Origin of the sequence: Rossellomorea sp. SC111 (assembly GCF_024733565.1) — a bacterium.
GTDB lineage: Bacteria > Bacillota > Bacilli > Bacillales > Bacillaceae_B > Rossellomorea.
Map to the genome: position 1 here is coordinate 16,481 of NZ_JANIOC010000014.1, position 23,498 is coordinate 39,978.

Below are 23,498 nucleotides of genomic sequence, written 5' to 3' on the forward strand. Positions count from 1 at the left end.
CTATATTTATTTTGCCATCGGTCTTTAGCTTTCGATATTGAGTATAGAAAAAAGCGTACTTTCTTCAACTTGAAACATTATATCATTTTTTGAAATCCCTGACCATGCAGAAGCTATGAAAGACTTGGGAGAATGAAGTTTGGCGCTTCTTCCTTTAAAAACGTTCTCCATAATACCCCAGTTTTGTGATTCATTTGACTATACTGCGTTTGCAAATTTGCTATATCGTCCATTGATTTCACGGGAAAAACAGGACCTAAGATCCACTGATGAACGACCAGAGGGACTTTCCTCACGAAATAGACGTGTTCTTCAATCATTTCCTTTTCTATCCAATCAGGGTTCATTTTAACAATCACTTCATCTCCCTGAACGATCGTTTGACAGCGTAAGGTCCGTCCCTCTTTTTCTTTCACTAAGACGGGTTCCCAGGCAGCCGTCAATACGACGGCACCCAGGAGTTTAGTTGATTCCTGAAGGGGATGTGATTGAAGAAATTGAAAGAATAAGGTCTGCCCTTTGATGGTCTTATAATCAAATAGAAACCATTCTTGAAACAATTTCTCCACTCCTGCCTCCAACCGGGCCTCATCGTGTTGAAGAAACCGTTTAGAAAAAAGCATTTTAGCCCTTACTTTTTCTCTTATATTCGTTTCCTTCAAAGCGTACTCATATGCTTTCCTGTAGAGTTCCTCAATATGATCCTCAGCGATCTTCTGCTTTTTCTGCCTGAACCGCTCAAGATCTAACGTGCTTTGCTGTTCTTGCATGTTCTCACCTATTCGAATTCTACTTTTTCCAGACGGGGGTTCGGACGAAGCTTCCTTCCTGCCTTAGCTTCCGGGGAACCATCGATGACGACGTTGTCACCTGTAAATCCAACATGGATCTTCAGAAGACTGCTTCCGACTCCGTACATATCGACTGGAACTTGATTTTCCTCAAACTGACGTATGCGTTCTTCATTAAAGCCGCCGGACACGACAATCTTGACGTGACGGTACCCTTCTTCGTCCAAAGCATCTCTCAATGCATTGATGAGCTGTATATTGACCCCGCGCGGATCAAAGGTTCCAAGCACATGCTGATTACGAAGGAAATATTTATCGATCATCATTCTTGATGTATCTACCCTTACCCCTTTTAATTCCTGGCCAAACTCTCTTGCGACCTTCAATGAGTCCGTAATGACATCATTATTGTAATCGACCAGGGTAATGAGCTCGTCTTCAGGAAATGTTTCCTTGTACGCTTTCGTCGCCTCGACGATATCCCCATTGAATAATTGAATGAGGGCATGAGGCATCGTTCCCATCCCTTTTTTTCCCCACCATTCATTCATGGCATGGGTCGCCTGGGCTGTAGAGCCTCCTATGAAGGCTGCATAACCGTCTCCCGCCTGCTGGGTGAAATGATCATCACGGTCCCCCATAAAGATGACGGGCTTCTGTTTACCCGATAGGGATGCCGCTTTCATGACATTGTAAACGCTCGTCGAAACAGACGTCCTTCTCGCAAGGATTCCGTCGATGATGCCTTCTAGATATCCAAAGTCCTGATAACGACCCTTGATGGTCAGCACCGTTTCAAACGGAGAGATCTGGTCGCCATCCTTCAGGGAATGGATCTCAAGATTCTGCGGATTATCAGCGAATGTATGCAGAAGGGCGATGACTTCATCCGTTCCACAAATCACGGCCTGTGTCTTTTGAAAGAATTGCATGGTGATGACTGCATCCGGTTTATGTTTCTTGGCAATTTCCTTCGTTTTTAAAAAATAGACAGCTGAGAACCAGCCATCCTTGATTCTTTCATCAAACTTGAATGTATGATTGGTCAACCTGTTGAGTTTTCCTTGAAGTTTCAATTCGATTTCTTTCATCACTAGTGCTCCTTATGGCTCTTCCTACAAAAAAAGAATAGGTATTCTGTTTACATAGTCCTCATCGGACAGATATAAACAGAATACCATGTATTAAATATTTGTACTAGTCTATGCGAGTGTCTCCAATTCACTTTCGGAAATGAGGACATCCCTTGGTTTACTGCCTCTGGACTCGGAAATGATTCCATTACTCTCCATCATTTCCATCAATCTTGCGGCCCGGTTGTAACCGATTCTGAATCGGCGCTGTAGACTTGAGGCAGATGCCCCGCCCTGATCCACGACAAACTCACATGCCTCTAAAAATAAGTCGTCCTCTTCCTCGGTAACCTGTGCTTTCTTGATCAATTCATCCTGTTGGAAGAGGTAATCAGGTTCCCGCTGCTCCCTTACGTGGCGGATGATGTCATCGATTTCGTCATCGGATACGAACGTCCCCTGCAATCGGACCGGTTTGGAAGAGCCATTCTCAAGGAATAGCATATCCCCTTTACCGAGCAGGCGCTCTGCACCGCTACCATCGATGATCGTCCTTGAGTCAACGCTTGAAGAAACGGAAAATGCTACCCTTGTCGGTACATTCGCCTTGATCAAACCTGTGATGACGTCAACCGAAGGACGCTGAGTGGCAATGATCAAATGTATCCCACAGGCACGTGCCTTCTGGGCGATCCGGCAAATGGCTTCTTCCACGTCTGCCGGCGACATCATCATCAAGTCCGCGAGCTCATCGATGACAATCACCAGGTAAGGAAGCATATCGCTGTATTGTTTATTCCGCTTGGCGAGTTCATTAAAACGCTTGATATCCCTTACCCCCGTGTGGGCAAATAATTCATATCGTCTTTCCATCTCCTCCACGGCCCATTTAAGGGCGGCGGTCGCTGCTTTCACATCGGTGATCACCGGGCTCACCAAGTGAGGGATCCGGTTATACGGTGCAAGCTCGACCATCTTAGGGTCAATGAGGAGCATCTTCAATTCATCCGGAGATGACTTATATAGAAGACTGACGAGAATAGAATTGATACATACACTTTTACCCGAACCGGTCGCTCCTGCGATGAGACCGTGGGGCATCTTACTCAGGTCCGTCACGATGGGCTGGCCGGAAATATCCAGTCCAAGAGCGGCGGTCAATGGTGAAGACGGTTCCTGGAACGCAGGACTTGCAATGACTTCGCTGATGCATACAGGACGGCTCTCCCTGTTCGGCACCTCGATACCGATAGTGTGTTTACCCGGGATCGGCGCTTCCATCCGGATATCCTTGGCTGCCAGACTCAGCTTGATGTCATCTGTCAGATTCGTTATCTTGTTGACCTTCACCCCTGGTTCAGGCTGCACTTCAAAACGGGTGACCGACGGCCCCTGAGTGACATTCACCACTTTTGCCCTGACATTGAAATTATGGAGGGTCTCGTCGAGTAATAGTCTTTGGGAATCCAGCCACTCTTCACTCATTTCCTTTGATACGGGAGGCGTTAAATAATCCACTTTCGGGAAGACATAGTCTCTTGTCCGTTTCGATGACGAGCTTAATTCACTGTAGCTCTTTACCGCTTCTTCTCCCTGGACCTGCATTTGTTGTGAAGGCATTTCCACCGGACGCTGCACATCTGCAGCGGATGTTTCAACACGTTCTTGAACAGGAGGTTTCTGTTCCATTGGTTCTGTGGTCTTTTGTCTCTCCATTGAAGGGGAACCTTCCGTACGCACGGAGGATCGGCGGGTATCCATTTGCCGCTTATCTTGTTTAAGCATCAACACATTAAAAGGAAGATGCGATCTCTTCCGTCTCTCGGGTTCTTTCTTGATCGGTTCTGAAGATACGGTCGCTTCAGGTTCTTCGACTACCGGATTTTCTTCAACCACCGGCTCGACAGGGTTCTCATTAACAGCCGGTACTTCTTCATCCTCCGATTCCAAAACTACCGTTTCTTGTTGGGAATGCTCCGGCTCTCCGGCTGGTATTTCCTGTACGGGTTCGGCTGTTTCCATTGTTTCGGTAACGAGGGACGGACCTGCCTCTTGGATCGTATCTCCATGTACTGACCTATCTGGTTCTTCTTCAACCGGGTCCGGTTCATTTATAAGTGAAATACGCTCACTTGACGTCGGGGGAGTGTCCGTGATTCCTTCGACATCTTGTTCCGTTTCATCCATTCGATGAGCTTGCATCTCTTCTACTTGAACCGGCTGGTCTACCGGTAGGCTGCTTTCTTCCGCTTCATCCGTAAGCGATCCTACCGGGGCTGTAGCTTCTTGCTCAGTCGCAAAGGGAGGCGTTTTTTCGACAACAGGTAGGGCATCCTCTACGATCGATAGAGCTTTTTGATCGATGACTGCTTCTTTTCTCTCTTCTTCATTATGTAAAAACTTATTCAGCTCATATTCGACACTTTCTTCTTTCTTAACCGGCCTCCCTCTAAAACCATAGATGGGGGAAGGGATCTCTGTTGGCGTAAATGGACGGCTGTTTCCTTTTTCCACCTTTGTCGCTTTCTTTGTCTTGACGGGCTTGGACTGTTTCTCTTCTTTCCATTTCCGGCTGCCCGAAGATTGGTTTCGATTCTTCGGCTGCCGCGGCTCCTGCTCTTTAGGCTTCTCTCTTTCTCTTTCTTCTCTTTCTTGATTTCTTTGTGCTCTCCGGGGACGCTCTCTGTTTTCCCCGTCTGATATAAGGGGAAATCGGAAATTCCCTTTAGGGTATTGATATGTCATCCTTGCTTCTATATCACGTGAATGATTTGGCCCTGCTATATGTTTACGTTCAGCCTTTGTCGGTTCCGGCTCTTGAACATCGTCGTGGTTATCATCATAGTACTCTTCAAATTGTTCATCATTATCTGATAATTTACCAAATATTTTTTTAATCCAGCTCACAAACATCACTCTTTCTTTCATACTTACTATTTATTTTATCAGGTAAAGAGAAAAATTCGAGTCATTTCGATAGAATAGGAGAATTGTTAAAGGATTGTGTCGAAATAAACATAGGTGTAAAGAGAATGTAATACGTATTATTAAGCTAATTCCGACTTAATTTTACTGAGCGAGCAGTGGTTGATTTCCGCTCCAGATGCTCGCTTTCCGCGGGGCTGGCGGTGGGCCTCCTCGGCTTCGCCTGTGGGGTCTCACCTGTCTAGCTACGGCGGCAAGCCCCTCGAGGTCATAAGCTAAATAGTCCAAGAAGGCAAAAAAACGCCTTCTCGGCACATTCATCTTATGCTTGTCGGGGCTGGGCGAGCCGCCTCCGCTTTTCGTACTGTCCAGCGTTTCCCGCAGGAGTCGAGCATCTTCCGCTTCAATCAACTTAACAATTATCGGTCAAATTCTCAGAACTCATTAAATAACGTAAGAAGTCGTCGTTATCTTCACAAAATGTTTGCACCTTATTTTTTCAGAAACAGAAAAATAGAGATAAAAATAAAAATACCTGAGCCCACACTCCGGACCCAGGTATACGTTTTTATGCTGTGAAAGGTTGACCTACTTGATATGTATCTTCAAGGACGAGGATCCCTTTTTCTTGTGGGGCATCCGGCAGTGCCAGTTCTTTGGCAGAGCAGATCATGCCTGATGATGCGACTCCGCGGAGTTCAGCATCCTTGATGACCATCCCGCTTGGCATGACAGCTCCTACTTTCGCGACAACGACTTTTTGCCCTTTGTCAACGTTAGGTGCACCACAGACGATTTGCAGGGTTTCTTCCCCGACATCCACGGTACAAATGTTTAGCTTGTCTGCATTAGGATGCTTTTCTTTTTCAGACACATAGCCTACCACAAACTTTGGTGAAAAGTCCGCTTCCAATACTTCATCGAAACCGTTCTTCTTGATGGCTTCATTGATCAATTGGAGCTTCTCATCATTCATTTCGACAGGTCCCACTTCACTTACACTTATATACTTAGATGCATGGAATAGGTTATAGCCGAGTGTTTTCCCTGTTTTCTCATCGAATAAACGTGCTGCGTCTTCTTTTCTTTCGTGTTGAACTTCTCCTTCAAAGCCCGGATCCAGTGTAACGATCAGGGTATCACCAATGCCTTCCAAGTTATAAAATACGTTCATCATTTTTTCTCCCTTTCCTTCTTGCGGTTTTTTGCCAAAATGAAGATCGGTTCCAATTCTCCTTCTTCATATACAAAGGATAATGCTGTAATCGGTACATTTCCTGTCGTAAAGAAACTCATCGTCATCTGGGCAAGGACATCATAGCCCGTTTCATTACGGATATCCCCAATGACTAATACATCCTGATGGGGGACCGATACCGTCATCTCACCTTGCACATCCTTGCTTACCTGTTTTAAGAAGGCGTCATTCAAGATGCGACTGGCATCGTATCCATCATTATTGTTCAGGAAATAGAAGATGTTCCCCGCTACTTCATCCTTCTTCATGTCTGTTGACAGGCTTCTGACGTTGAAAAGGGCAGTCTCCTTCATTTGCTCATGAGTCCATCCTTCAGCCTTCAGCATGTTTTCATCCAACAGGCGGTAGGATTTCCCTAAATCAACGGCATAGTAGATACGCGTTTCAGCTGTATGGTCGTCTGTGACGAGTGCAACCCCTTCATTGGATTCTGTAGTAAAAGAGGTGGAACGGATGACAGGAAAGACCTTCTTTTGTTTACTGCCAAGATCCGTTTCGGTTCCCATAACATTTAACGCTTCTTCTACATAATAAACCACTTCATCGATGATGGATTTATTGTTTTCTTTCCATTTCGATACGATCGGCGGCAGGGCGACGGTGATCCCTTTTTTCGTAATGGTGTTTTCAATCCGCAATGAATCTTTATCCCGATCATATGTAAACGTACGATTTGGTTTCTCTAATCGTTCCTGGAGTATACTTTTTAGCTTTTTAATGTCCAAATCTGATCCTCCTTTGATGATACATTTATATAGAAAGTACTGATCCTAAACCTTCGTTTTTCATTCACTTATAACATTTTACATGAAATTGGCCAGATTACAAAAGGAACCTTTTGTTTTAGGGAAAAAGAAAAGGGATCCCATTTTTCAGGAGACCCCTCTGCTGTTAGTTATGATGCTAATGAGTTCATGAAGTCCTCGATTTGTTCTTTTGATTTCCTGTCTTTGTTTACGAAGCGACCAAGTTCGCGGCCGTCACCGTAGGCGATGAAGCTCGGGATTCCGAAGATATCAAGCTCAATGCAAAGGTCGATGAATTGATCTCTATCTACATATAAGAATGTATACTCTCCGTACTCACTTTCGATTTCCGGCAGGATCGGTTCGATGATTCGGCAATCCGGACACCAGTCGGCCGAGAACATGAATACATGCTTCCCACTTTCTTTCAACTGATGGAATTCTTCCACTGATTCAAGTTTACGCATTTTATTTGCCCCCTGTTTCAATCGTCATTTGGTTTGGTTTGATCCAACCTAGTTTACGCATATATTCAGATATTAACAGGCTTATGAATGCAGGTCCAACAAAATGCAACAGAAGGATTTTCATTGTGACATCCCAGCTGAATCCCATCGTTTTGAACGTCATGATTTGTCCGACAAATCCGCTCGTCCCCATCCCGGCACCTGCTGCATTGTTTTCCATCAGCCAAACGGTCGTGCCGATGGGAGCGAGGATCATGCCTGCAACAGTCGGCGGTATGAGGATAAGAGGATTCCGAACGATATTCGGGACTTGTAACATGGATGTCCCGATTCCCTGGGCGAACAATCCCCCCACCCGGTTCTCCCGGTAACTGATGACGGCAAATCCTACCATTTGAGCGGCGCAGCCAATCGTGGCGGCTCCGGCAGCGACCCCGTTCAAATCAAGCATCAACGCAATGGCTGCACTTGAAATGGGTGCCGTCAGAGCAAGACCCATGAGGGCCGCTACAAGGATACCCATGATGATCGGTCTCTGTTCCGTCGCCCAGCTGATCCAGCTTCCAAACATACTCATAAAGTCTGCAATTCCGGGACCGATGAAGTAAGCGACCGTGAAACCTGCAAAAATCGTGACAAATGGCGTCACGATAATATCTATTTTCGTTGTCTTACTGACGAGCTTTCCAATTTCTGTTGATAGGACTGCCGCTACATACGCTCCTGCCGGTCCTCCAAGAGTGGCTCCGGCTGCCCCTGTCACCACGGCGGCGAATATGACCAGTGGAGGTGCCCCAAGGCCAAAGGCAATCGCCACACCGATCGCCGGCCCCATCAAGCTGATGGCAAGAGTCCCCATCTCTATGAAGAATTCACTTAACCCTGCTGGAAGGGGAAGCTGCTCTCCAATCGTCTTGATGATCAATCCAATGATCAACGAGCTGAACAACCCCAGTGCCATATAACTTAAAGCATCTATAAAATACGTCTTCGCAGACAACGTAATGCCTTTTCTCTCTAAATATCCTCTCATGCCCCTCACTCCTCTATATACATTTCCTTTTACTAGTGTAAAGACACATGTTTGATTTGTCTATTATTTTCATTAAACCAAAGAGTATTTTCTCCCATTCTCCAGCTGATATGACTTTCTGGCCTCTGTCAATCTGGATGTACAGTATGGTTAGGGGAATTGCTTCGCTTTCCGCGGACGTTCGGCCGAGCCTCCTCAGCTTCGCTTCCGGGGTCTCAACCTGCCCGTTGTTCCGGAGGAGTCTACGCAATTCCCCTAACCATCAAAAAGGAATCGGATGACAGAGCTAACTAGTGACGATTGGAAGAAATCGATGACTGTTTACATCCCATGAAAAAATTCTGTTAATGGACTAGCTAAAATGACGTGGACAACGGACTTAACATAGTTGCAATGAATATTGAGTTTAAGCTTGTAGTTTACTGTGTGAAGGTGGTGTTATTTTCAATATGGAAAAAAGTGTCGTACCACAGAGTGGATTGTAGCGGAAAGGAACGGTCCATGTTTTCACTTGGACAAACCTCGCGAAGGCTAAATAAAAGCAAAAAAAGACCGCCCCCTCCCTGCTTCCACAGAAAAAGACCGGTCTATATCTATCTAGTTGTGTTTGACTGATGCTGCGATTTTCATCATCATTTCAGCGTTATCCGCCAAGTCTTTCATTTCTGACTGAGTTGTTACTTTCGTTCCGCCCACTCCTACAGTAAGTTCGTATTCTTCTGTATCCGGCAATTCCTTAATGACATAATACCCTAACAGGTTGTCTTCTTTAAAAGTCCCATGCTTCACGAGACTCTCTTTGTCATTAATGGCCATTTTATATAGAAGTTCACTATCCTTATCTTCTTGAGGGTTGGTAAAAAGTATAAACGTATCAGAGCTTTTTGAAATAATGATATTGTAAGGAGACTCTTTTTCTATCTTGGCACCAAACGGGAGATAAAAGCTGATGTTCCCAGCGTCTTCACCGGCTTTCTCATTGGAGTTCAAAGCTCCCTCCACCACGCTTGCCGTCTCCTCTTTTTCCTGGTCGATCGATGTATTGCATCCTGCTAAAATAAGCAATAGTATAAAGAAAATGATCGATGCTGTGGTTTTCATCCTCGATTTCCCTCCCTTTCATACCTAGGACCTACGCTTATGATACCCTCACAAAGTCCCCCTTTCAACCCTTCCAATAAGAAATTCTGCCTTTTTCATGGGAAGGATGGTTGAATTCCCTTCCAAAGGGTATTTATGATAAGATGACTAAAAACAGGAAGGTGATCAGTATGGAATTAACCGTGTATTTAGCCGGAGAGATACATAGCTCCTGGAGGAATGAATTAAAAGAGAAAGCGAAAGCCCTCAGGCTCCCCCTTCAGTTCGTCGGCCCCATGGAAAATCATGACCGTTCCGATTCGATCGGAGAAGAAATCCTCGGCGAACAGCCGAACAAGATTTTCCGGGATGAAGCTGCTTCTTCCATCAATAACTTCCGAACGGAACTGCTCATTAAGAAATCCGATGTGGTGATTGCTTTATTCGGAGAAGAATATAAGCAATGGAACACGGCGATGGACGCGAGTACGGCCATTACCCTCCAAAAGCCCCTGATCCTCATTCGTCCGGAAAAACTTCATCATCCATTGAAAGAGCTTACAAATAAGGCGAATGTCACCGTATCATCAATCGACCAGGCACTAAAGACCCTTTCTTACGTTTTTGAATCCGAATGACCCAAATGTTTCAAAAAGCCTGCAGGATAAATCCTGCAGGCTTTTTTATGAGGAATTGTCACACACCCCAAAGACCTAATTATTTTTACTATTTAAAAATAATTTAATATTAGCAATCTATAGAAAGTTTATGTTATAATTAACCATTTGCAAACTTTTTTTGACTTTAAGAAAATATTAAAATATTATAGTAAAGGAATAAGGGAGGTAGTAACATGTCATCAATGAATAAACAGAAAATTGTGGATAGTGTCCCTCAAAAAGGTTTCTTTGGACAACCGAAGGGATTATTCACTTTGTTCTTCACTGAATTTTGGGAGCGCTTTTCTTACTATGGAATGCGTGCCATCCTCGTATTCTACATGTACTATGAGGTTTCAAAAGGTGGACTGGGCCTTGACCAAAATACCGCTTTAGCTATCATGTCCATTTATGGTTCACTTGTGTATATGTCAGGGGTAATCGGGGGCTGGTTGGCTGATAGGATATTCGGAACGTCAAAAGCCGTTTTCTACGGTGGAATATTCATCATGTTTGGTCACATTGCTTTATCATTTCCAGGGAACTTATCCATGTTCTTTGTTTCAATGGTATTGATCGTAATCGGAACAGGTTTATTAAAACCAAATGTATCCACTGTTGTAGGTGAAATGTACAGTGAAAATGATACCCGCCGTGATTCGGCATTCAGTATTTTCTACATGGGTATCAACTTAGGTGCTTTCATCGCCCCACTTATCGTGGGTAGTCTTATGGAGGCGAAAGGGTTCCACTGGGGATTCTCAGTTGCCGCAGTCGGAATGTTCTTAGGTCTTGTCGTATTCATGTTAACGAAGAAAAAGAATCTTGGCCTTGCGGGTACATATGTGCCAAACCCGCTTAACACGCGCGAAAAGAAGAAATACGGATTAATCGTAGGTGCGGTCGTAATCGCCCTTGCCATCATTTTAGGTATCACGATTCCTGCAGGTTTATTTACATTGGACGTATTCATCAATATCGTCGGAATCTTCGGTATCGCCGTTCCAACCATCTACTTTATTGTGATGTACTATAGTCCAAAGACAACGGCAACTGAACGTTCAAGAGTCATTGCCTATATACCATTATTTATTTCAGCAGTTATGTTCTGGTCGATCCAGGAACAAGGTTCAACTATCCTTGCCGCTTATGCAGACAAGCGTACACAGCTTGATTTCATGGGGATTTCCATCTCTCCTGCATGGTTCCAGTCACTCAACCCATTATTTATCATCCTTTTAGCTCCAGTATTTGCATGGTTGTGGGTGAAATTGGGTGACCGTCAGCCATCCATTCCGAAGAAATTCTCATTCGGTCTATTGTTTGCCGGTTTATCTTTCTTAGTGATCCTGTTACCTGCACAAATGGGTGGAGAAGATTCTCTTGTAAATCCATTATGGCTCGTGTTAAGTTACTTCATCGTTGTTCTTGGTGAACTATGCTTATCACCGGTCGGTCTTTCAGCTACAACGAAGCTTGCTCCTGAAGCGTTCTCAGCTCAAACGATGAGTCTCTGGTTCCTTGCCTCTGCCGGTGCACAGGCTCTGAATGCACAGCTTGTCCGCTTCTATTCACCTGAAAATGAAACACTTTACTTTGGTTCAATCGGTGGAATGGCAATCGTTCTGGCTATTATCCTATTCCTCATCTCCCCTATGATTCAACGGGCGATGAAAGGTGTAAAATAATACATCAAACCCTCTGAATGATTTCAGAGGGTTTTTTTCTCCCCAAAAAAAGAACCCCGTTTGAAACGGAGTTCGATCCTTTTACCAGAATAGATTGCAGAAGCAGTTTCTGTGTCTTTTTTTGCATCCGCAGTTTCGATGGTTGTCTTCATCGCCTCTTCTTCCTCTGCAGCCTCTGTTCCGGTCTTCTGCTCCCCTGACATTGTCTCTTCCGCATCCGCATCTTCTGCGTTCGTCATTCGCCCCAAACAGGTTACATCTTCTCCTGTCGCCAAAAAGGAATTTATTCCAGTCACAACAGAATCGGTCGTCCCGGCAATCACCACGATGATCATCCCGGCGTCCGCCAACTCGGTCATTGCAATAGTTGCATCCCATAAATTCTAACCTCCTTAGAAAGAATTTATCAGAAAAAAGAAAGTCTGATATACTCCATCCTATGAAGGACCGGTGAAATTGGTATGGGCCAAGTACCTTTGAAGGCATATATACTCCAGATTATTTTGTCCGGTATTGCCACTGCCCGAGCAGGAGCTGAACGACGTGAAGGAACATCGTTTCTCTTGTGACGAGTCCATTGGTGAATATCCCTACGGCCCCTTCCTTCTTCCTGATTCCCGTGCGCTGGGTATACTCATCCATTAAGGGACCAAGCTCTTTCCCTTTCTTTAGCTCACGACTGATTTCGGCTGGCAGGGTGATCCTTGCACCACCGCCGATGATTTCGTTCCCCTGCCGGTCGACGAGCGCCCCCCAATTACAGACAAACATGCCATACAGGGATTCAGATACTCCACCTTCAAGGCCGATCCCTACGTCACTTTCTGTGCTTTGGAGAACATTTTTGGCGCGGTTTAATGCCCCTTCGATCGTCTCCTGATCGGTCATTGGCTGCTCACTTACACGGGATTCGGTTTTCAGGCACTGGAACTGAACCTCATTGTATTGTTCCCCAAACGCCTTTTGTATTGCTTTCACCTTAGCAGGATTCGTTGTACCGATTGCTATATTCAACAAATTCATACCTCATTTCTAAAAAGGCCTGAGAATTGCCCTTTTTTCTCTATAAAAAGGCTGTCCCAACTCGTATAAGAGTGAGACAGCCCTTCCCTATTTTTCTAGTGGTGATCATCCATTGGATTTAATGGTCTCGATGGTCGAGCGGTCACACTCTTTCACTAACTTGACGATCAGCTCTTTGGCTGCCGCATAATCATCTACGTGGATCATGGACGCATGCGTATGGATATATCTCGAGCAGATTCCAACTACAGCACTCGGGACGCCTTCATTTGACATATGAACTCTCCCCGCGTCTGTGCCGCCTTGAGAGACAAAATACTGATACGGAATGTCATTTGACTCTGCTGTATCCAAAACAAACTCCCTTATTCCCCTGTGCGTCACCATGGAACGGTCAAGTATGCGTAACAGTGCCCCTTTTCCAAGTTGACCAAATTCATTCTTATCCCCTGACATATCATTTGCAGGACTCGCATCCAGGGCAAAGAAAATATCCGGATTGATCATATTGGCTGCCGTTTGTGCACCACGAAGCCCAACTTCCTCCTGTACCGTGGCTCCGGAGTATAGAGTATTAGGGAGGGTTATTCCCTGAAGCTCTTTTAATAATTCTATGGATAATCCGCAACCATAGCGGTTATCCCAGGCTTTGGCAAGAATCTTCTTCTCATTGGCCATCGGGGTGAACGGACAGATCGGAACAATCTGCTGACCTGGCTTGATTCCGATTTCACGTGCATTTTCCCGATCATCCGCACCGATATCAATGAGCATATTCTTGATGTCCATCGGTTTACGGCGCTGCTCTTCCCCCAGTAGGTGAGGCGGTATACTTCCGATCACACCTGTCACCGGTCCGTTATCCGTCATGATCTGGACCCGCTGTGCGAGCAGTACCTGGCTCCACCAGCCGCCGAGGGGTTGAAAACGGATCATTCCATTGTCCGTGATCGATGTAACCATGAAGCCCACTTCATCCATGTGTCCGGCAACCATGACAACAGGGTCCTGAACGCCGCCTTTTCTTACACCGAATACTCCGCCTAATCGATCTTGCACGATTTCATCAGAGTATTGGGATAAATGTTCTTTCATAAATGCACGAACCGCATGCTCATTACCTGGAGCTCCTTGTAATTCAGTCAATGTCTTAAATAAATCTAACGTCTCTTGTTTCATGTCTTATGCCCCTTTTATATAAAATCTGCTGTATGTATAATCTTATTTTACAGAACTTTCGCACCTCTTACCACCTATTGAGAATAAAAGCAGTTCTCTTTTTTCTGTTTTCTTTGATAGAATGTACCTAAGGATGACAAATTATCGATCAATGCCGGCAAGGCTCTCGGGACCGGATGGACGGTTCTGGGCTTCCGGCATGTAAAATTAGCCTGTGGAGGGAATAAAGAATGAACTGGAAATCTTTCGTATTTGGACTTGGAATCGGAGCAGCGGGCGGATATCTGCTTAAAGAAAAGCTGGATGATTCACGCCTTATTTCTGCTGAAAAAGTATTAAAAGACGTCAAACTTTCATTTAAAAAAGAGGGCAGCATCGATGGGTCATGGATCGGGATGAAGCCTGAAGACTATCACAAGCACTCCGTCAGCACCAAAGTATATAAAGGTGGTATATCAAGACGTAAAGACGGCGAACTCGAGCAGTATGAATTCGTCGCCGACGCGTATACCGGTACAGTGGTGGATGTATACCCTTTAGTGTAAAAAAATGGGATGATCCCGATATACTCCGGGATCATCCTTTTCTTATTTTTCCCTCATTACCTTATCAATGATTTCCCCGTCTCTATTCCACTTGATGCCCCTATATACCGCATCATGATAGAAAAGGAACCAGTACTCTCCTTCAATCGCTTTCCCTATCCATTTTTCTTTTGCCCCGATGGACGTCATCGGATAGTCATCATAAGCGAGTACCCATAAAGGATTCTTATGTGCATGAGTCGGCATGATATCTGCCATATGAATGAATGTCTCTCCGCCTTGCTCTATGAGGATGATCGAATGGCCGTCACTGTGACCGCCGGTGTGAACCATCTTGATCCCTGGAAGGACTTCCATTTCGTCTTTGAACGTTTCCACTTGTGATTGAATGCTTTCCCAATTTTCCTTCCAATATGTATTGCGGGACCGCACATTTGGATTCCTCATCTCATCCCATTCCACCTGAGAGGTGTAGATGGAGGCATTCGGGAAAACAGGAACGAGTTCCTCTCCCTCAACCTTCGTCAATCCGCATGCATGGTCAAAGTGCATATGCGTCATCAAGACTACATCAATATCGTCTGGCGTAAGGCCAAGGGATGCAAGGGATGCTTCAATATCCGATTCTTCATGCACACCATAGTTACGCTTTTGTTTATCATTCAGTTTTCCTTTGCCGATCCCTGATTCGATCAAGACATTCTTCCCTTCCCACTGAAAGAAAAGGGGGTCGGTCCGCAATTCGATCTGGTTGTTTTCATTCACGGCATATTTTTTTGACCAGAGTGGCTTCGGAACCACGCCAAACATGGCTCCCCCATCCATGTGAGTCACGCCGCCGTTCAACCAGTGTATCGTTACATCTCCAACTTTCAACGTTTCCATCCTGACTCCTCCTTTGTTCATACCTTTTCATTTTATCAGAATACACGGATAACTTGTAGGCGTAGGTCTTGGCAACAATAAAGGATATTTGTAAGCTTGGTTGCTTTTGACGAAGCGAGTAGAGGTTGATTTCCAAGTATACGTTTTTACCTATAACCAAATGTCATAATCGCTTTCACATATCACCTATGAATTTAGCAGTAGTTTTCATTGCTTATTATTGCTCTGTAAACAATGCAAGTTTACAGGGGTAGGGGAATTGCGTAGACTCCTGCGGAAAACGGGCGTGCCGAGACCCCGGAAGCGAACTGTCCTGAAGAGGATCGGTCATAAGTCCGCGGAAACGGAGCAGCTCTCCTAACCCCCCAGCACTCTCTCATTGACAGAGCATTGGCGAATCAAATCAGTTAAAAATACAAAATTCTATACGAGAAAAACCAATAAAAAACAGCCCTGCGAATTCACAGTGCTGTTTTCGTACTTTTATTGATTTTGAAATTGTGCTTCGACGCGGTAGATTCTTTGCCCTTTGGCAGAGAATTTTTCTTCGTATTCTGTCATGATGTTGCCTTCGAATTCACTGTTATGAAGGTCGAGGCTTAAGAAATTCAGATGAAGTCCGTACCATGAGAAACTCTTTAAAGAGTACTCGAATAATCCTTGATTATCTGTCTTAAAGTGGATTTCCCCGCCTTTGATCAGAATTTGTTCATACATGGATAAGAAGTCCTTGTACGTCAGGCGGCGTTTTTCATGGCGGTTTTTCGGCCATGGGTCAGAGAAGTTCAAATAGACTCTGCCCACTTCCCCCGCTTCGAAATATTCCGTCAGATTCTTCGCATCGACATTCAACAATTTAACGTTCGGAAGTTCCGCTTCGATCAGGCGATCAAGAGCCGTCACGATGACACTTTCATATAACTCGATTCCTATATAATTAACGTCCGGATTGGCCCTTGCCATTTCCGTGACGAATTGACCTTTTCCTGTCCCTACCTCGATATGGATCGGGTTATCGCTCTCAAACTCTTTGTTCCATTGACCTTTTTTCTCCTTGGGTTCTGCCACAACATACTGTGGATGATCACTGATTTTCTCAGAAGCCCATGGTTTATGACGTAAACGCATGTAGACACCTCATTTTTTATTATCGAAAAAACCATACCATGACTCCCCGTCCTATGCAAGAGCCAAAAAAGGAATGAAGCACAGGGTGGAGGTCCGTCCCTCAAAAAAGGGCGCATAATTGAAAAAGGAATTCACACACTAGTAGTGAATTCCTTTTTGGGTCTGGTCATTTGAAGGGACCTTTAGAATGTAAGTGTTTCATTCAACCATACGAAAAATGAAAGGGTGTACCCGATGCCTTTAAATTCACAGAATCAAATGCAGTTATTATCAGATATATTAAGCAATCATTCAACGGATTGCTGCGGTTCGGTTTCAGAATGTGAGCAGGTTGAACGGTTGGTCAAGTCATTGATGGTCAATGCCGATATTCATGAAAACGTCAAACCCGTTTTACAGGAAATTTATCAGTACAGTCAAAGCGGGATTTCCTCCTCTGACTTAACGAACCATATTACGACGAATAAACAAAACCTGTCCCAATGGGTCACGGATATGAACAGCTACTCCTGATTCATATCACCTTGTGTAAATATTGAATCCAGTGATTCATTTCGTGGAAACGTGCTTTCCCTTTATGCCATTGGATGGATAGGATCGTCTGGGCAACAACATACCATTTCATGCGCAGCTTCAAGTTATCCGTCAGCTCGGCTCCATACTGGGTCAGCCAGCTTTCCCACTGATCCTCAGGAATATACCAGTATAACAGCAAGCCCACATCAAAGGCAGGATCTGCGATCATCGCTCCGTCCCAGTCAATTAAATACAACTGGTTGTAATCCGACAGCAGCCAGTTGTTATGGTTGACGTCTCCGTGACAGACCACATATTCGTCCTGTTGGACTTCCATAAGCTCCTTTTGAAGAAACGAAAGCGCCTCTCTGATGACAGGCAATGAAAGAAGATCGAACTCGAGTCCCGTCTCCACTTCCGTCAGCATATGCTCCGGTTGAAACGGTTCTTTACCAAGCCGCTCAAGCATGGTTGAAAGAGGCTTCGAGGAGTGGATCTTGTTCAACAGCCTCGCCACCCGTTCATCCTTCATCTCTTCGGGCTTTAACTCTCTCCCATTTAACCAGTGTTGTGCCGTGATGACGTCCCCGTTTTCCATTCGTTTTGTCCAGACAAGCTTCGGCACGATTCCTTCTGCTGATAAAACAGCCACAAAAGGGGAAGAATTACGCTTCAAAAATAACCTCTGCTCCTGATACTGAGCAAAGAACGCTTCTCCCGTAGCACCGCCTGCGGGGACTATTTCCCAATCTTGGTCAAATAAGTGTTCCAATATATTCACCTTCTATTGGTCCTTTGTCATGTTTATATGTTCACGTTTATAGGGTCTTTTTTATCATGTTGGTTTCTTATTAAAATAGTCTTATAAAATAAAAAAGACAGCTATTGGGCAATACAAATCAATAGCCATCTGTTTACGATTTTATCGTCATCTTGCGTTTTCGTCAAGCACTGGAATGAATGGTTACCTTACAAATACATAGGAAGACACCGGCCGGAGGGTGATGGAAGTCTCCTTCACATCGTACAGGCCGCTTACGCTCGCCTGATTGCCATCCGATAAACAGATCCATTGTTTTCCTTCAGCCAGAACATGCTCGCATGGTTTTGTATCAGAGTGAAAGACCATGAGGATCTCATCCCATGGACCGTAAGGGTGGACATTCTGATAGGTGACATCCACGAGATTCGCCTTGCTGTGAGACACTTTTACATGCTCCCGGATCAAATCGCCCTGTTGAAATCGGAAGGCCCCGTGACTTTTCCGTATCTGGATCAATGCTTTCACATACCGGACCACTTCATCGTACTCTTCCCTTCTGACCCAATCCAGCTGATTGATTTCTATGGGTGAGTTATAGCTGTTCTCGATTCCCTTTTTCGTTCTGAAGAATTCCTGCCCTGCATGGAGAAACGGGATCCCTTGAGACAAGAGCACCATCGTGGTCGCTAATTTGTGCCTGGCTTTAAGAGTTTCTTCTTCTTCATTCATGCATGCCTTCATTTTGTCCCACAGCGTATGATTATCATGGGACTCAACATAGTTGACGGATTGAGAGGGTTCTTTGAAGAGGCCCCGTTCCCCGCTCTTCATCCCGATGCTGCCGGTGAGGACCAGCTCCACCTTTTGTTCGAGGTGTCCGTGACCAAGGGCAAAGCCTTTGTCATACAAATTAAAGGTACTTCCTTTAATGGTGTCCCTGAACCAATCATTGAATTGTCCGATTCCCTGAAGATGATGGGCATTCCGAAGATTGGCTTTTTGGTGGGGAGGGAGTGGTGTATTCAGATCCCAGCCTTCTCCTATTAAAATCGCTCCAGGCAACACTTTATCCACTTCTTCACGAATCACGGTCATCGTCTTGACATCCAGGATCCCCATCAAATCAAAACGGAAACCGTCGACCCCGTATTCTTTCATCCAATAAAGAATCGAATCGACAATGAACTTTCTTGCCATGAGACGTTCTGAAGCGAAGTCATTCCCTACCCCCGTACCGTTTGACGGTAAGCCATTTTCATCATGCCGGAAAAAATAGCCCGGCACGAGTTTTTCAAAAGGTGAATCTTCACGAATGAACACGTGGTTGTAGACCACGTCCTGAATGACCCTGATATTCTCATCGTGAAGGCTTTGGATCACGGCTTTTAACTCCCTGATCCGTTCATATGGATCTTCAGGCTTTAAGCTGTAACTTCCTTCAGGTGCATTGAAAAATAAGGGATTGTACCCCCAATTATAGGTGTTGTCTGAAGGGTTATCCGTCACCCCGTCAAAGTCGTTTACAGGAAGCAGCTCCACATGTGTGACGCCTAGTTCCTTCAAGTACTCGATCCCGCTTGAGAATCCTTTCGGTGTCTTCGTTCCTTTTTCCGTAAATGCGCTGTACTTCCCCCGAAACTTCATCCCGCTCTCTTTTTGGGCAGAGAAATCCCTGATATTCAATTCGTAAATCACGGCATCCGTCGGAGAGGCCAATGGAGCGAGGGGAGTAACCTTTTCCCGGGGATTGATGACACAGCCCCACTCACTATTCAATGAGACCGCTTTCGCATAAGGGTCGATCAGCTCATCCCAAACGAGATTGATGCACGGGAGGATCGAATACAAATAGCCTTCTATATCGGTATCCACCCGGCACTCCCATACACCGTTTTCCAATCTCGTATACGGGTATTGGATTTCTTCATCATCGGGTGATTTGAGTTTTAACCGAACCTCTGTCGCAGTCGGGGCCCATACCTTGAATACGGTGGATCCATCCTGATATGTCACACCGAGGTCGTTTCCATTGTAATAGTACCTTTGATCAAATTCTTCGGTCCGTATGACCGCCCCGATCTGAAGGTCTGTTTTTGTACCATGTTCGTCGACGATTTCATATGTGTCGCCTAAGATGATCTTTTCACTTTGAATGGTCGTCACATATTTCATGGCATCGTTCAGGGGGATCTTCTCTTCGATATGAAGAGCGATCTTTTCATCATCCTTCATCAGGGTGAAGTGATTCGAATTCCCCTCATGATAATCGTAGGGAAGGATCATGGTAATTACATTGAATGTATCTAAAAACGCGTCATAATGCCTGCTAATGACTAACACTTCTGCCACCCACTTTTGTTTAACATTTTCCGACTCTCTGCCATCTTGAAGAACCGTATTCGTTAGAATGACCGCTACCTTATATTATTCACTACATTCCTATTTGCTCCGCCGTTCACGGCATCTCTATCTTTGATCCTTTAGTAAGGTATATGTTTGTTTCATATGAAGTAGTCAATCATCCGCTATTTGAAAGAATATACCCTATACGAGTCTTCTCAAAACCGCCGGCTACTCTTCTGACGCCGTTTCTTCCCACTGCAGCCTCTTAAAGGATGTCGTTTGACAATACTCCATAATGGCCTGTGCCGCTTTCAGCTGGACACTCTTAATCGGGGAAGAGTTTGAACGCTGCTGCTGGAACCATTCATGGTGGGTCCGTTTGTCCAAAAACTGTATCCCGACTGGGGATTGGGGATAATCTATGTAACCATTCCTGCTTATTACGGCTTGGTGAATGGGAAGTTCCACCCCTCCATAACGCATGATCTGATGGACGATTCTCTCCATCCTTTTCAATCCGATAAGAGGATTTAACACCTTTTCTTCCCCATTCCCCCATTTTTTCACCCAGAATCGCTCTCCTGAACCGATATAGGCGGTACCCTCTTCAAACTCGAGAAAGGTTAAACACCATATGCCTGTCGGGGTGATCAGGACCGTTTCCAGTTCGACGGGTGCATTTTTAATTTTCAGGACGGGATTGTACAAGACAAAAATATTATCCGGGAAGCGTTGAAGAAGATACCGTAATCGTTCGTCATAATGATAGCTGTTATCCACATAGGATTTCTCCGTAATCGTGGAACTCGCCCATCTCAGCTGAAAATCAAATACAAGGTTCAAATAGGACGCCTTCAATTCCTCTTCCGAGTGGATATCCTGACCCGTGTCCATCTCCAAATGGAGGTCTTCATCACTCGGCTCTGGAATCATTTCTTCTTCTTCATCCTCTTTCTTCTTAAAAAGGGAAAAGAGCTTGTCTTTCATGGAGTTCTTCTCCTCGTCAGCCCATTCCTGTACGGGTGGTGATGGATTTGGCAGATCTCCACTCTCCCAATGTTGTTTCATTTTTTCCCATTGCTGCTTTTTTAATCGGACAAATTGGGAAGGATATCTATATAAATCCGTTTCGTATCGTGAAACGTAATCTTGAAGTTTAATCAGCTGAGCCATAATAATCGTCCTTTCGTGTCGGTCAATTTGCCTGTAAAGGTATGGTATGGACGGCTTCATACTTAGGCAGCCGGTCCGGGTGGGTGTGATATAACACCACTTCTGTTGCAGTAAACATATGACGTTCAGCAGGCTGGAATTCATTCAGCCACTCTTGGGAAAATGAATATTCCCCATTCCATTTCCGCCCCACTGTAATATGAGGTGAAAATGGCCTCTGATCCAATTGAAAGCCGGCATCTTCACATGCACCATACACAAGGTCCCTGAGACGGTGCAGCATCCCGGAAGGCTCGACCCCCATCCACAGGATCCTCGGGGACTCACTCTTCCCAAACGTACCAAACCCGCTCAAGGTCAATGGAAAAGAAGGATGCGCCAACCTCCCCACATTATCCATGACCGGCCCGAGTTCATCCGCACTCCCTAAAAAGGCCAGGGTCAGGTGATAATCCTCCGGGTGGACCCACTTCTTGAACGAGCCATCAAGTCTCATCGGCTCCATGCATGCGTTAATATACTCTTTCGTTCCCTCTGACAGGGAAAGGGCAAAGAAATAGTGGGATTTTAACATAGCACTCGTCCTTTCAGTTAGCGTGTATGACGTACGAATTTAGTTATAGTAAGTAATAAATTTATTCTTAGAAAGTTGATTGGAGCGGAAAGTGATCGACTCCTGCGGGAAACGCTGGACAGGTGAGACCCCGCAGGGCCTAGCCCGAGGAGGCTCACCGCCAGCCCCGCGGAAAGCGAGCACCTGGAGTGGAAATCAATCACCACATGCTCCAAAAAAGGCGAAAATAAAAATCAGTTCTCTATTATTACTTTCATTTTAGCAAAATGTGTCATGAGAGAGAATGACTAGAAGGAAATGCAACAGAAATGAAATACAAAGCTAATTTATTTGATAAGATTTGTCTGAATTAGTACGATAGAAGAAGAAAGTTTTCTGAAAGGAAGATGAACATGAAAGTTGTACAAAATATCGCAGAATTGATCGGGGACACCCCCCTTGTAAAATTAAATCGGTTAAACCCTGCTGACGGTGCAGATGTATATGTGAAATTAGAATTTTACAATCCGAGTAAAAGCGTCAAGGACAGAGCAGCCTATCAAATGATCGTGGAAGCGGAAAAAGAAGGCTTCTTGAAGGAAGGTTCGACCATCATCGAGCCTACCAGTGGAAACACGGGGATCGGCCTTGCCATGAACGCTGCGGCACGGGGCTATCGTGCAATCCTTGTCATGCCGGATACGATGACTCAAGAGCGCATCAACCTCTTGAAAGCCTATGGAGCTGAAGTGGTATTGACACCGGGGGACGAGAAAATGCCCGGTGCCATCGAAAAAGCGAAAGAATTGACAAAGAAAATCCCTGACAGTTTCATGCCCATGCAGTTTGAAAACGATGCGAATCCGAACGCTCACCGGAAAACAACGGCCCTTGAAATCGTCGAAGCCATGAAGGAAATAGGCAAGCCCCTATCAGCATTCGTTGCTACGGCGGGGACAGGGGGAACGATCACCGGAACAGGTGAAGTGTTAAAAGAGCACTATCCCGAGCTCGCTGTCCATGTAGTGGAGCCGGCGGGATCTCCCGTCCTATCAGGAGGGAAACCCGGCAAGCATAAATTGGTCGGTACAAGTCCAGGCTTCGTTCCCCAAATCCTGAATACGGATGTGTACGATGAAATTCATAAAATCGAAGACGAACAGGCATATGATATCACCCGCAGAATGGCAAGCGAAGAAGGAATCTTAGTCGGACCATCCTCAGGAGCCGCATGTTACGCTGCGATCGAAGTGGCGAAAAAATTATCGCCTGAAGATGTCGTCGTTTGCATCGCCTGCGATACGGGAGAACGCTATCTATCAAGTGACTTATTCAGATTTTAATAAAACGACAAGAGGCTGGCACATCGATGTGCCAGCCTCTTTCGTATGTTCATTTAACAGTATGATAATGTGAGATGAATTGTTCTGGAGAAGATTTGACGACGAACGTCCAGACCCCTTCGATGGTGTGAAGATACAAAAACGTATAGTAAGCGGACAAGGGCTTACTTGTCACATCCATCACATCCTTAATGGTGAAGCTTTTCGTAGGAGTGACGATCCGGTCACTGTACAAATAAAGATGCTCCTCCGTCTCGATCGTGAATTGCTGGTTGTCTTCTATTCTTCGTTCGGTCTTCATAAATGGTTGTGAACAAATCAACATGT

The 23,498-nt window shown here is 45.1% G+C and carries 23 protein-coding genes; 5 read left to right on the forward strand and 18 right to left on the reverse strand.

What is annotated here, in order from left to right; genetic code table 11:
• Positions 1 to 113: 113 nt before the first annotated feature.
• From NQ095_RS17435 to NQ095_RS17470, 8 genes are all read right to left on the reverse strand, one after another.
• Entirely contained in the window at positions 114 to 770 is a 657-nt protein-coding gene (locus NQ095_RS17435) for a hypothetical protein (protein WP_258264716.1), read from the reverse strand.
• Positions 771 to 778: 8 nt separating this feature from the next.
• Positions 779 to 1,882, reverse strand: coding sequence for a nicotinate phosphoribosyltransferase (locus NQ095_RS17440; protein WP_258264717.1), 1,104 nt, complete (start codon positions 1,880 to 1,882; stop codon positions 779 to 781).
• A gap of 111 nt (positions 1,883 to 1,993) precedes the next feature.
• Positions 1,994 to 4,792 (reverse strand): DNA translocase FtsK, encoded by a 2,799-nt coding sequence (locus NQ095_RS17445; protein WP_258264718.1) that lies wholly within the window; start codon positions 4,790 to 4,792, stop codon positions 1,994 to 1,996.
• Between the two features lie 565 nt (positions 4,793 to 5,357).
• Positions 5,358 to 5,963: a YtpR family tRNA-binding protein gene (gene ytpR / locus NQ095_RS17450; RefSeq protein WP_258264783.1), complete on the reverse strand. Its 606-nt coding sequence runs from the start codon at positions 5,961 to 5,963 to the stop codon at positions 5,358 to 5,360.
• Positions 5,963 to 6,772, reverse strand: a complete 810-nt coding sequence (locus NQ095_RS17455) for a DUF1444 domain-containing protein (RefSeq protein ID WP_258264719.1) — start codon at positions 6,770 to 6,772, stop codon at positions 5,963 to 5,965. Before NQ095_RS17455 ends, ytpR begins: the two co-directional genes overlap by 1 nt.
• Positions 6,773 to 6,942: 170 nt before the next feature.
• A complete protein-coding gene (locus tag NQ095_RS17460) occupies positions 6,943 to 7,260 on the reverse strand; it encodes a thioredoxin family protein (RefSeq protein ID WP_258264720.1) in 318 nt (105 codons plus the stop codon).
• A gap of 1 nt (position 7,261) precedes the next feature.
• Positions 7,262 to 8,293 (reverse strand): PTS sugar transporter subunit IIC, encoded by a 1,032-nt coding sequence (locus NQ095_RS17465; RefSeq protein WP_258264721.1) that lies wholly within the window; start codon positions 8,291 to 8,293, stop codon positions 7,262 to 7,264.
• Between the two features lie 597 nt (positions 8,294 to 8,890).
• On the reverse strand, positions 8,891 to 9,394 hold the full coding sequence (locus NQ095_RS17470; RefSeq protein WP_258264722.1) for a hypothetical protein: 504 nt from the start codon (positions 9,392 to 9,394) through the stop codon (positions 8,891 to 8,893).
• Positions 9,395 to 9,564: 170 nt separating this feature from the next.
• On the opposite strand from NQ095_RS17470, the gene NQ095_RS17475 reads away from it, so the two are divergent.
• Both NQ095_RS17475 and NQ095_RS17480 read left to right on the forward strand, forming a co-directional pair.
• Complete coding sequence (locus NQ095_RS17475; RefSeq protein ID WP_258264784.1) at positions 9,565 to 10,011, forward strand: YtoQ family protein; 447 nt, start codon at positions 9,565 to 9,567, stop codon at positions 10,009 to 10,011.
• A gap of 215 nt (positions 10,012 to 10,226) precedes the next feature.
• The gene (locus NQ095_RS17480; RefSeq protein WP_258264723.1) at positions 10,227 to 11,720 is read left to right on the forward strand and encodes a peptide MFS transporter; all 1,494 of its coding nucleotides are present in this window, start codon (positions 10,227 to 10,229) and stop codon (positions 11,718 to 11,720) included.
• Positions 11,721 to 11,743: 23 nt separating this feature from the next.
• On the opposite strand, the gene NQ095_RS17485 is transcribed toward NQ095_RS17480, so the two are convergent.
• The 3 genes from NQ095_RS17485 to NQ095_RS17495 all read right to left on the reverse strand — a co-directional run bounded on the left by NQ095_RS17485 (position 11,744) and on the right by NQ095_RS17495 (position 13,922).
• Positions 11,744 to 12,079, reverse strand: a complete 336-nt coding sequence (locus NQ095_RS17485; RefSeq protein ID WP_258264724.1) for a hypothetical protein — start codon at positions 12,077 to 12,079, stop codon at positions 11,744 to 11,746.
• A 139-nt stretch (positions 12,080 to 12,218) separates the two neighbouring features.
• A complete protein-coding gene (locus tag NQ095_RS17490; protein WP_309137661.1) occupies positions 12,219 to 12,743 on the reverse strand; it encodes a DUF84 family protein in 525 nt (174 codons plus the stop codon).
• A 105-nt stretch (positions 12,744 to 12,848) separates the two neighbouring features.
• A complete protein-coding gene (locus NQ095_RS17495; protein ID WP_258264725.1) occupies positions 12,849 to 13,922 on the reverse strand; it encodes a M42 family metallopeptidase in 1,074 nt (357 codons plus the stop codon).
• 230 nt (positions 13,923 to 14,152) lie between these two features.
• On the opposite strand from NQ095_RS17495, the gene NQ095_RS17500 reads away from it, so the two are divergent.
• Positions 14,153 to 14,467, forward strand: a complete 315-nt coding sequence (locus NQ095_RS17500; RefSeq protein ID WP_258264726.1) for a PepSY domain-containing protein — start codon at positions 14,153 to 14,155, stop codon at positions 14,465 to 14,467.
• Between the two features lie 42 nt (positions 14,468 to 14,509).
• Here the strand turns inward: NQ095_RS17500 and NQ095_RS17505 are convergent, their stop codons facing one another.
• Positions 14,510 to 15,352, reverse strand: coding sequence for a YtnP family quorum-quenching lactonase (locus tag NQ095_RS17505; RefSeq protein ID WP_258264727.1), 843 nt, complete (start codon positions 15,350 to 15,352; stop codon positions 14,510 to 14,512).
• 483 nt (positions 15,353 to 15,835) lie between these two features.
• Entirely contained in the window at positions 15,836 to 16,480 is a 645-nt protein-coding gene (trmB, locus tag NQ095_RS17510; RefSeq protein ID WP_258264728.1) for a tRNA (guanosine(46)-N7)-methyltransferase TrmB, read from the reverse strand.
• 234 nt (positions 16,481 to 16,714) lie between these two features.
• Between trmB and NQ095_RS17515 the strand changes: the two genes are divergently transcribed.
• Positions 16,715 to 16,993, forward strand: a complete 279-nt coding sequence (locus tag NQ095_RS17515) for a YtzH-like family protein (protein ID WP_034765629.1) — start codon at positions 16,715 to 16,717, stop codon at positions 16,991 to 16,993.
• Position 16,994: 1 nt separating this feature from the next.
• Here the strand turns inward: NQ095_RS17515 and NQ095_RS17520 are convergent, their stop codons facing one another.
• From NQ095_RS17520 to thpR, 4 genes are all read right to left on the reverse strand, one after another.
• On the reverse strand, positions 16,995 to 17,768 hold the full coding sequence (locus tag NQ095_RS17520; RefSeq protein WP_034765627.1) for a phosphotransferase family protein: 774 nt from the start codon (positions 17,766 to 17,768) through the stop codon (positions 16,995 to 16,997).
• Between the two features lie 192 nt (positions 17,769 to 17,960).
• Positions 17,961 to 20,099 (reverse strand): type I pullulanase, encoded by a 2,139-nt coding sequence (gene pulA / locus NQ095_RS17525; RefSeq protein ID WP_258264729.1) that lies wholly within the window; start codon positions 20,097 to 20,099, stop codon positions 17,961 to 17,963.
• Positions 20,100 to 20,330: 231 nt separating this feature from the next.
• Positions 20,331 to 21,275 carry a nuclease-related domain-containing protein gene (locus NQ095_RS17530; RefSeq protein WP_258264730.1) on the reverse strand — a complete coding sequence of 315 codons (945 nt, stop codon included), beginning with the start codon at positions 21,273 to 21,275 and terminating at the stop codon, positions 20,331 to 20,333.
• Positions 21,276 to 21,297: 22 nt separating this feature from the next.
• Positions 21,298 to 21,849: an RNA 2',3'-cyclic phosphodiesterase gene (gene thpR, locus NQ095_RS17535; protein ID WP_258264731.1), complete on the reverse strand. Its 552-nt coding sequence runs from the start codon at positions 21,847 to 21,849 to the stop codon at positions 21,298 to 21,300.
• A gap of 392 nt (positions 21,850 to 22,241) precedes the next feature.
• Between thpR and cysK the strand changes: the two genes are divergently transcribed.
• On the forward strand, positions 22,242 to 23,171 hold the full coding sequence (gene cysK / locus NQ095_RS17540; protein WP_258264732.1) for a cysteine synthase A: 930 nt from the start codon (positions 22,242 to 22,244) through the stop codon (positions 23,169 to 23,171).
• A gap of 49 nt (positions 23,172 to 23,220) precedes the next feature.
• On the opposite strand, the gene NQ095_RS17545 is transcribed toward cysK, so the two are convergent.
• Positions 23,221 to 23,496: a hypothetical protein gene (locus NQ095_RS17545; protein ID WP_258264733.1), complete on the reverse strand. Its 276-nt coding sequence runs from the start codon at positions 23,494 to 23,496 to the stop codon at positions 23,221 to 23,223.
• Positions 23,497 to 23,498 lie beyond the last annotated feature (2 nt).

Excerpts from the sequence above, each read along its gene's own strand:
- NQ095_RS17435 (WP_258264716.1), bottom strand. The coding sequence starts at position 770 with ATGCAAGAACAGCAAAGCACGTTAGATCTTGAGCGGTTCAGGCAGAAA.
- NQ095_RS17440 (WP_258264717.1), bottom strand. The coding sequence starts at position 1,882 with ATGAAAGAAATCGAATTGAAACTTCAAGGAAAACTCAACAGGTTGACC.
- NQ095_RS17445 (WP_258264718.1), bottom strand. The coding sequence starts at position 4,792 with ATGAAAGAAAGAGTGATGTTTGTGAGCTGGATTAAAAAAATATTTGGT.
- ytpR (WP_258264783.1), bottom strand. The coding sequence starts at position 5,963 with ATGAACGTATTTTATAACTTGGAAGGCATTGGTGATACCCTGATCGTT.
- NQ095_RS17460 (WP_258264720.1), bottom strand. The coding sequence starts at position 7,260 with ATGCGTAAACTTGAATCAGTGGAAGAATTCCATCAGTTGAAAGAAAGT.
- NQ095_RS17465 (WP_258264721.1), bottom strand. The coding sequence starts at position 8,293 with ATGAGAGGATATTTAGAGAGAAAAGGCATTACGTTGTCTGCGAAGACG.
- NQ095_RS17470 (WP_258264722.1), bottom strand. The coding sequence starts at position 9,394 with ATGAAAACCACAGCATCGATCATTTTCTTTATACTATTGCTTATTTTA.
- NQ095_RS17475 (WP_258264784.1), top strand. The coding sequence starts at position 9,565 with ATGGAATTAACCGTGTATTTAGCCGGAGAGATACATAGCTCCTGGAGG.
- NQ095_RS17480 (WP_258264723.1), top strand. The coding sequence starts at position 10,227 with ATGTCATCAATGAATAAACAGAAAATTGTGGATAGTGTCCCTCAAAAA.
- NQ095_RS17485 (WP_258264724.1), bottom strand. The coding sequence starts at position 12,079 with ATGACCGAGTTGGCGGACGCCGGGATGATCATCGTGGTGATTGCCGGG.
- NQ095_RS17490 (WP_309137661.1), bottom strand. The coding sequence starts at position 12,743 with ATGAATTTGTTGAATATAGCAATCGGTACAACGAATCCTGCTAAGGTG.
- NQ095_RS17495 (WP_258264725.1), bottom strand. The coding sequence starts at position 13,922 with ATGAAACAAGAGACGTTAGATTTATTTAAGACATTGACTGAATTACAA.
- NQ095_RS17500 (WP_258264726.1), top strand. The coding sequence starts at position 14,153 with ATGAACTGGAAATCTTTCGTATTTGGACTTGGAATCGGAGCAGCGGGC.
- NQ095_RS17505 (WP_258264727.1), bottom strand. The coding sequence starts at position 15,352 with ATGGAAACGTTGAAAGTTGGAGATGTAACGATACACTGGTTGAACGGC.
- trmB (WP_258264728.1), bottom strand. The coding sequence starts at position 16,480 with ATGCGTTTACGTCATAAACCATGGGCTTCTGAGAAAATCAGTGATCAT.
- NQ095_RS17515 (WP_034765629.1), top strand. The coding sequence starts at position 16,715 with ATGCCTTTAAATTCACAGAATCAAATGCAGTTATTATCAGATATATTA.
- NQ095_RS17530 (WP_258264730.1), bottom strand. The coding sequence starts at position 21,275 with ATGGCTCAGCTGATTAAACTTCAAGATTACGTTTCACGATACGAAACG.
- thpR (WP_258264731.1), bottom strand. The coding sequence starts at position 21,849 with ATGTTAAAATCCCACTATTTCTTTGCCCTTTCCCTGTCAGAGGGAACG.
- cysK (WP_258264732.1), top strand. The coding sequence starts at position 22,242 with ATGAAAGTTGTACAAAATATCGCAGAATTGATCGGGGACACCCCCCTT.
- NQ095_RS17545 (WP_258264733.1), bottom strand. The coding sequence starts at position 23,496 with ATGTTGATTTGTTCACAACCATTTATGAAGACCGAACGAAGAATAGAA.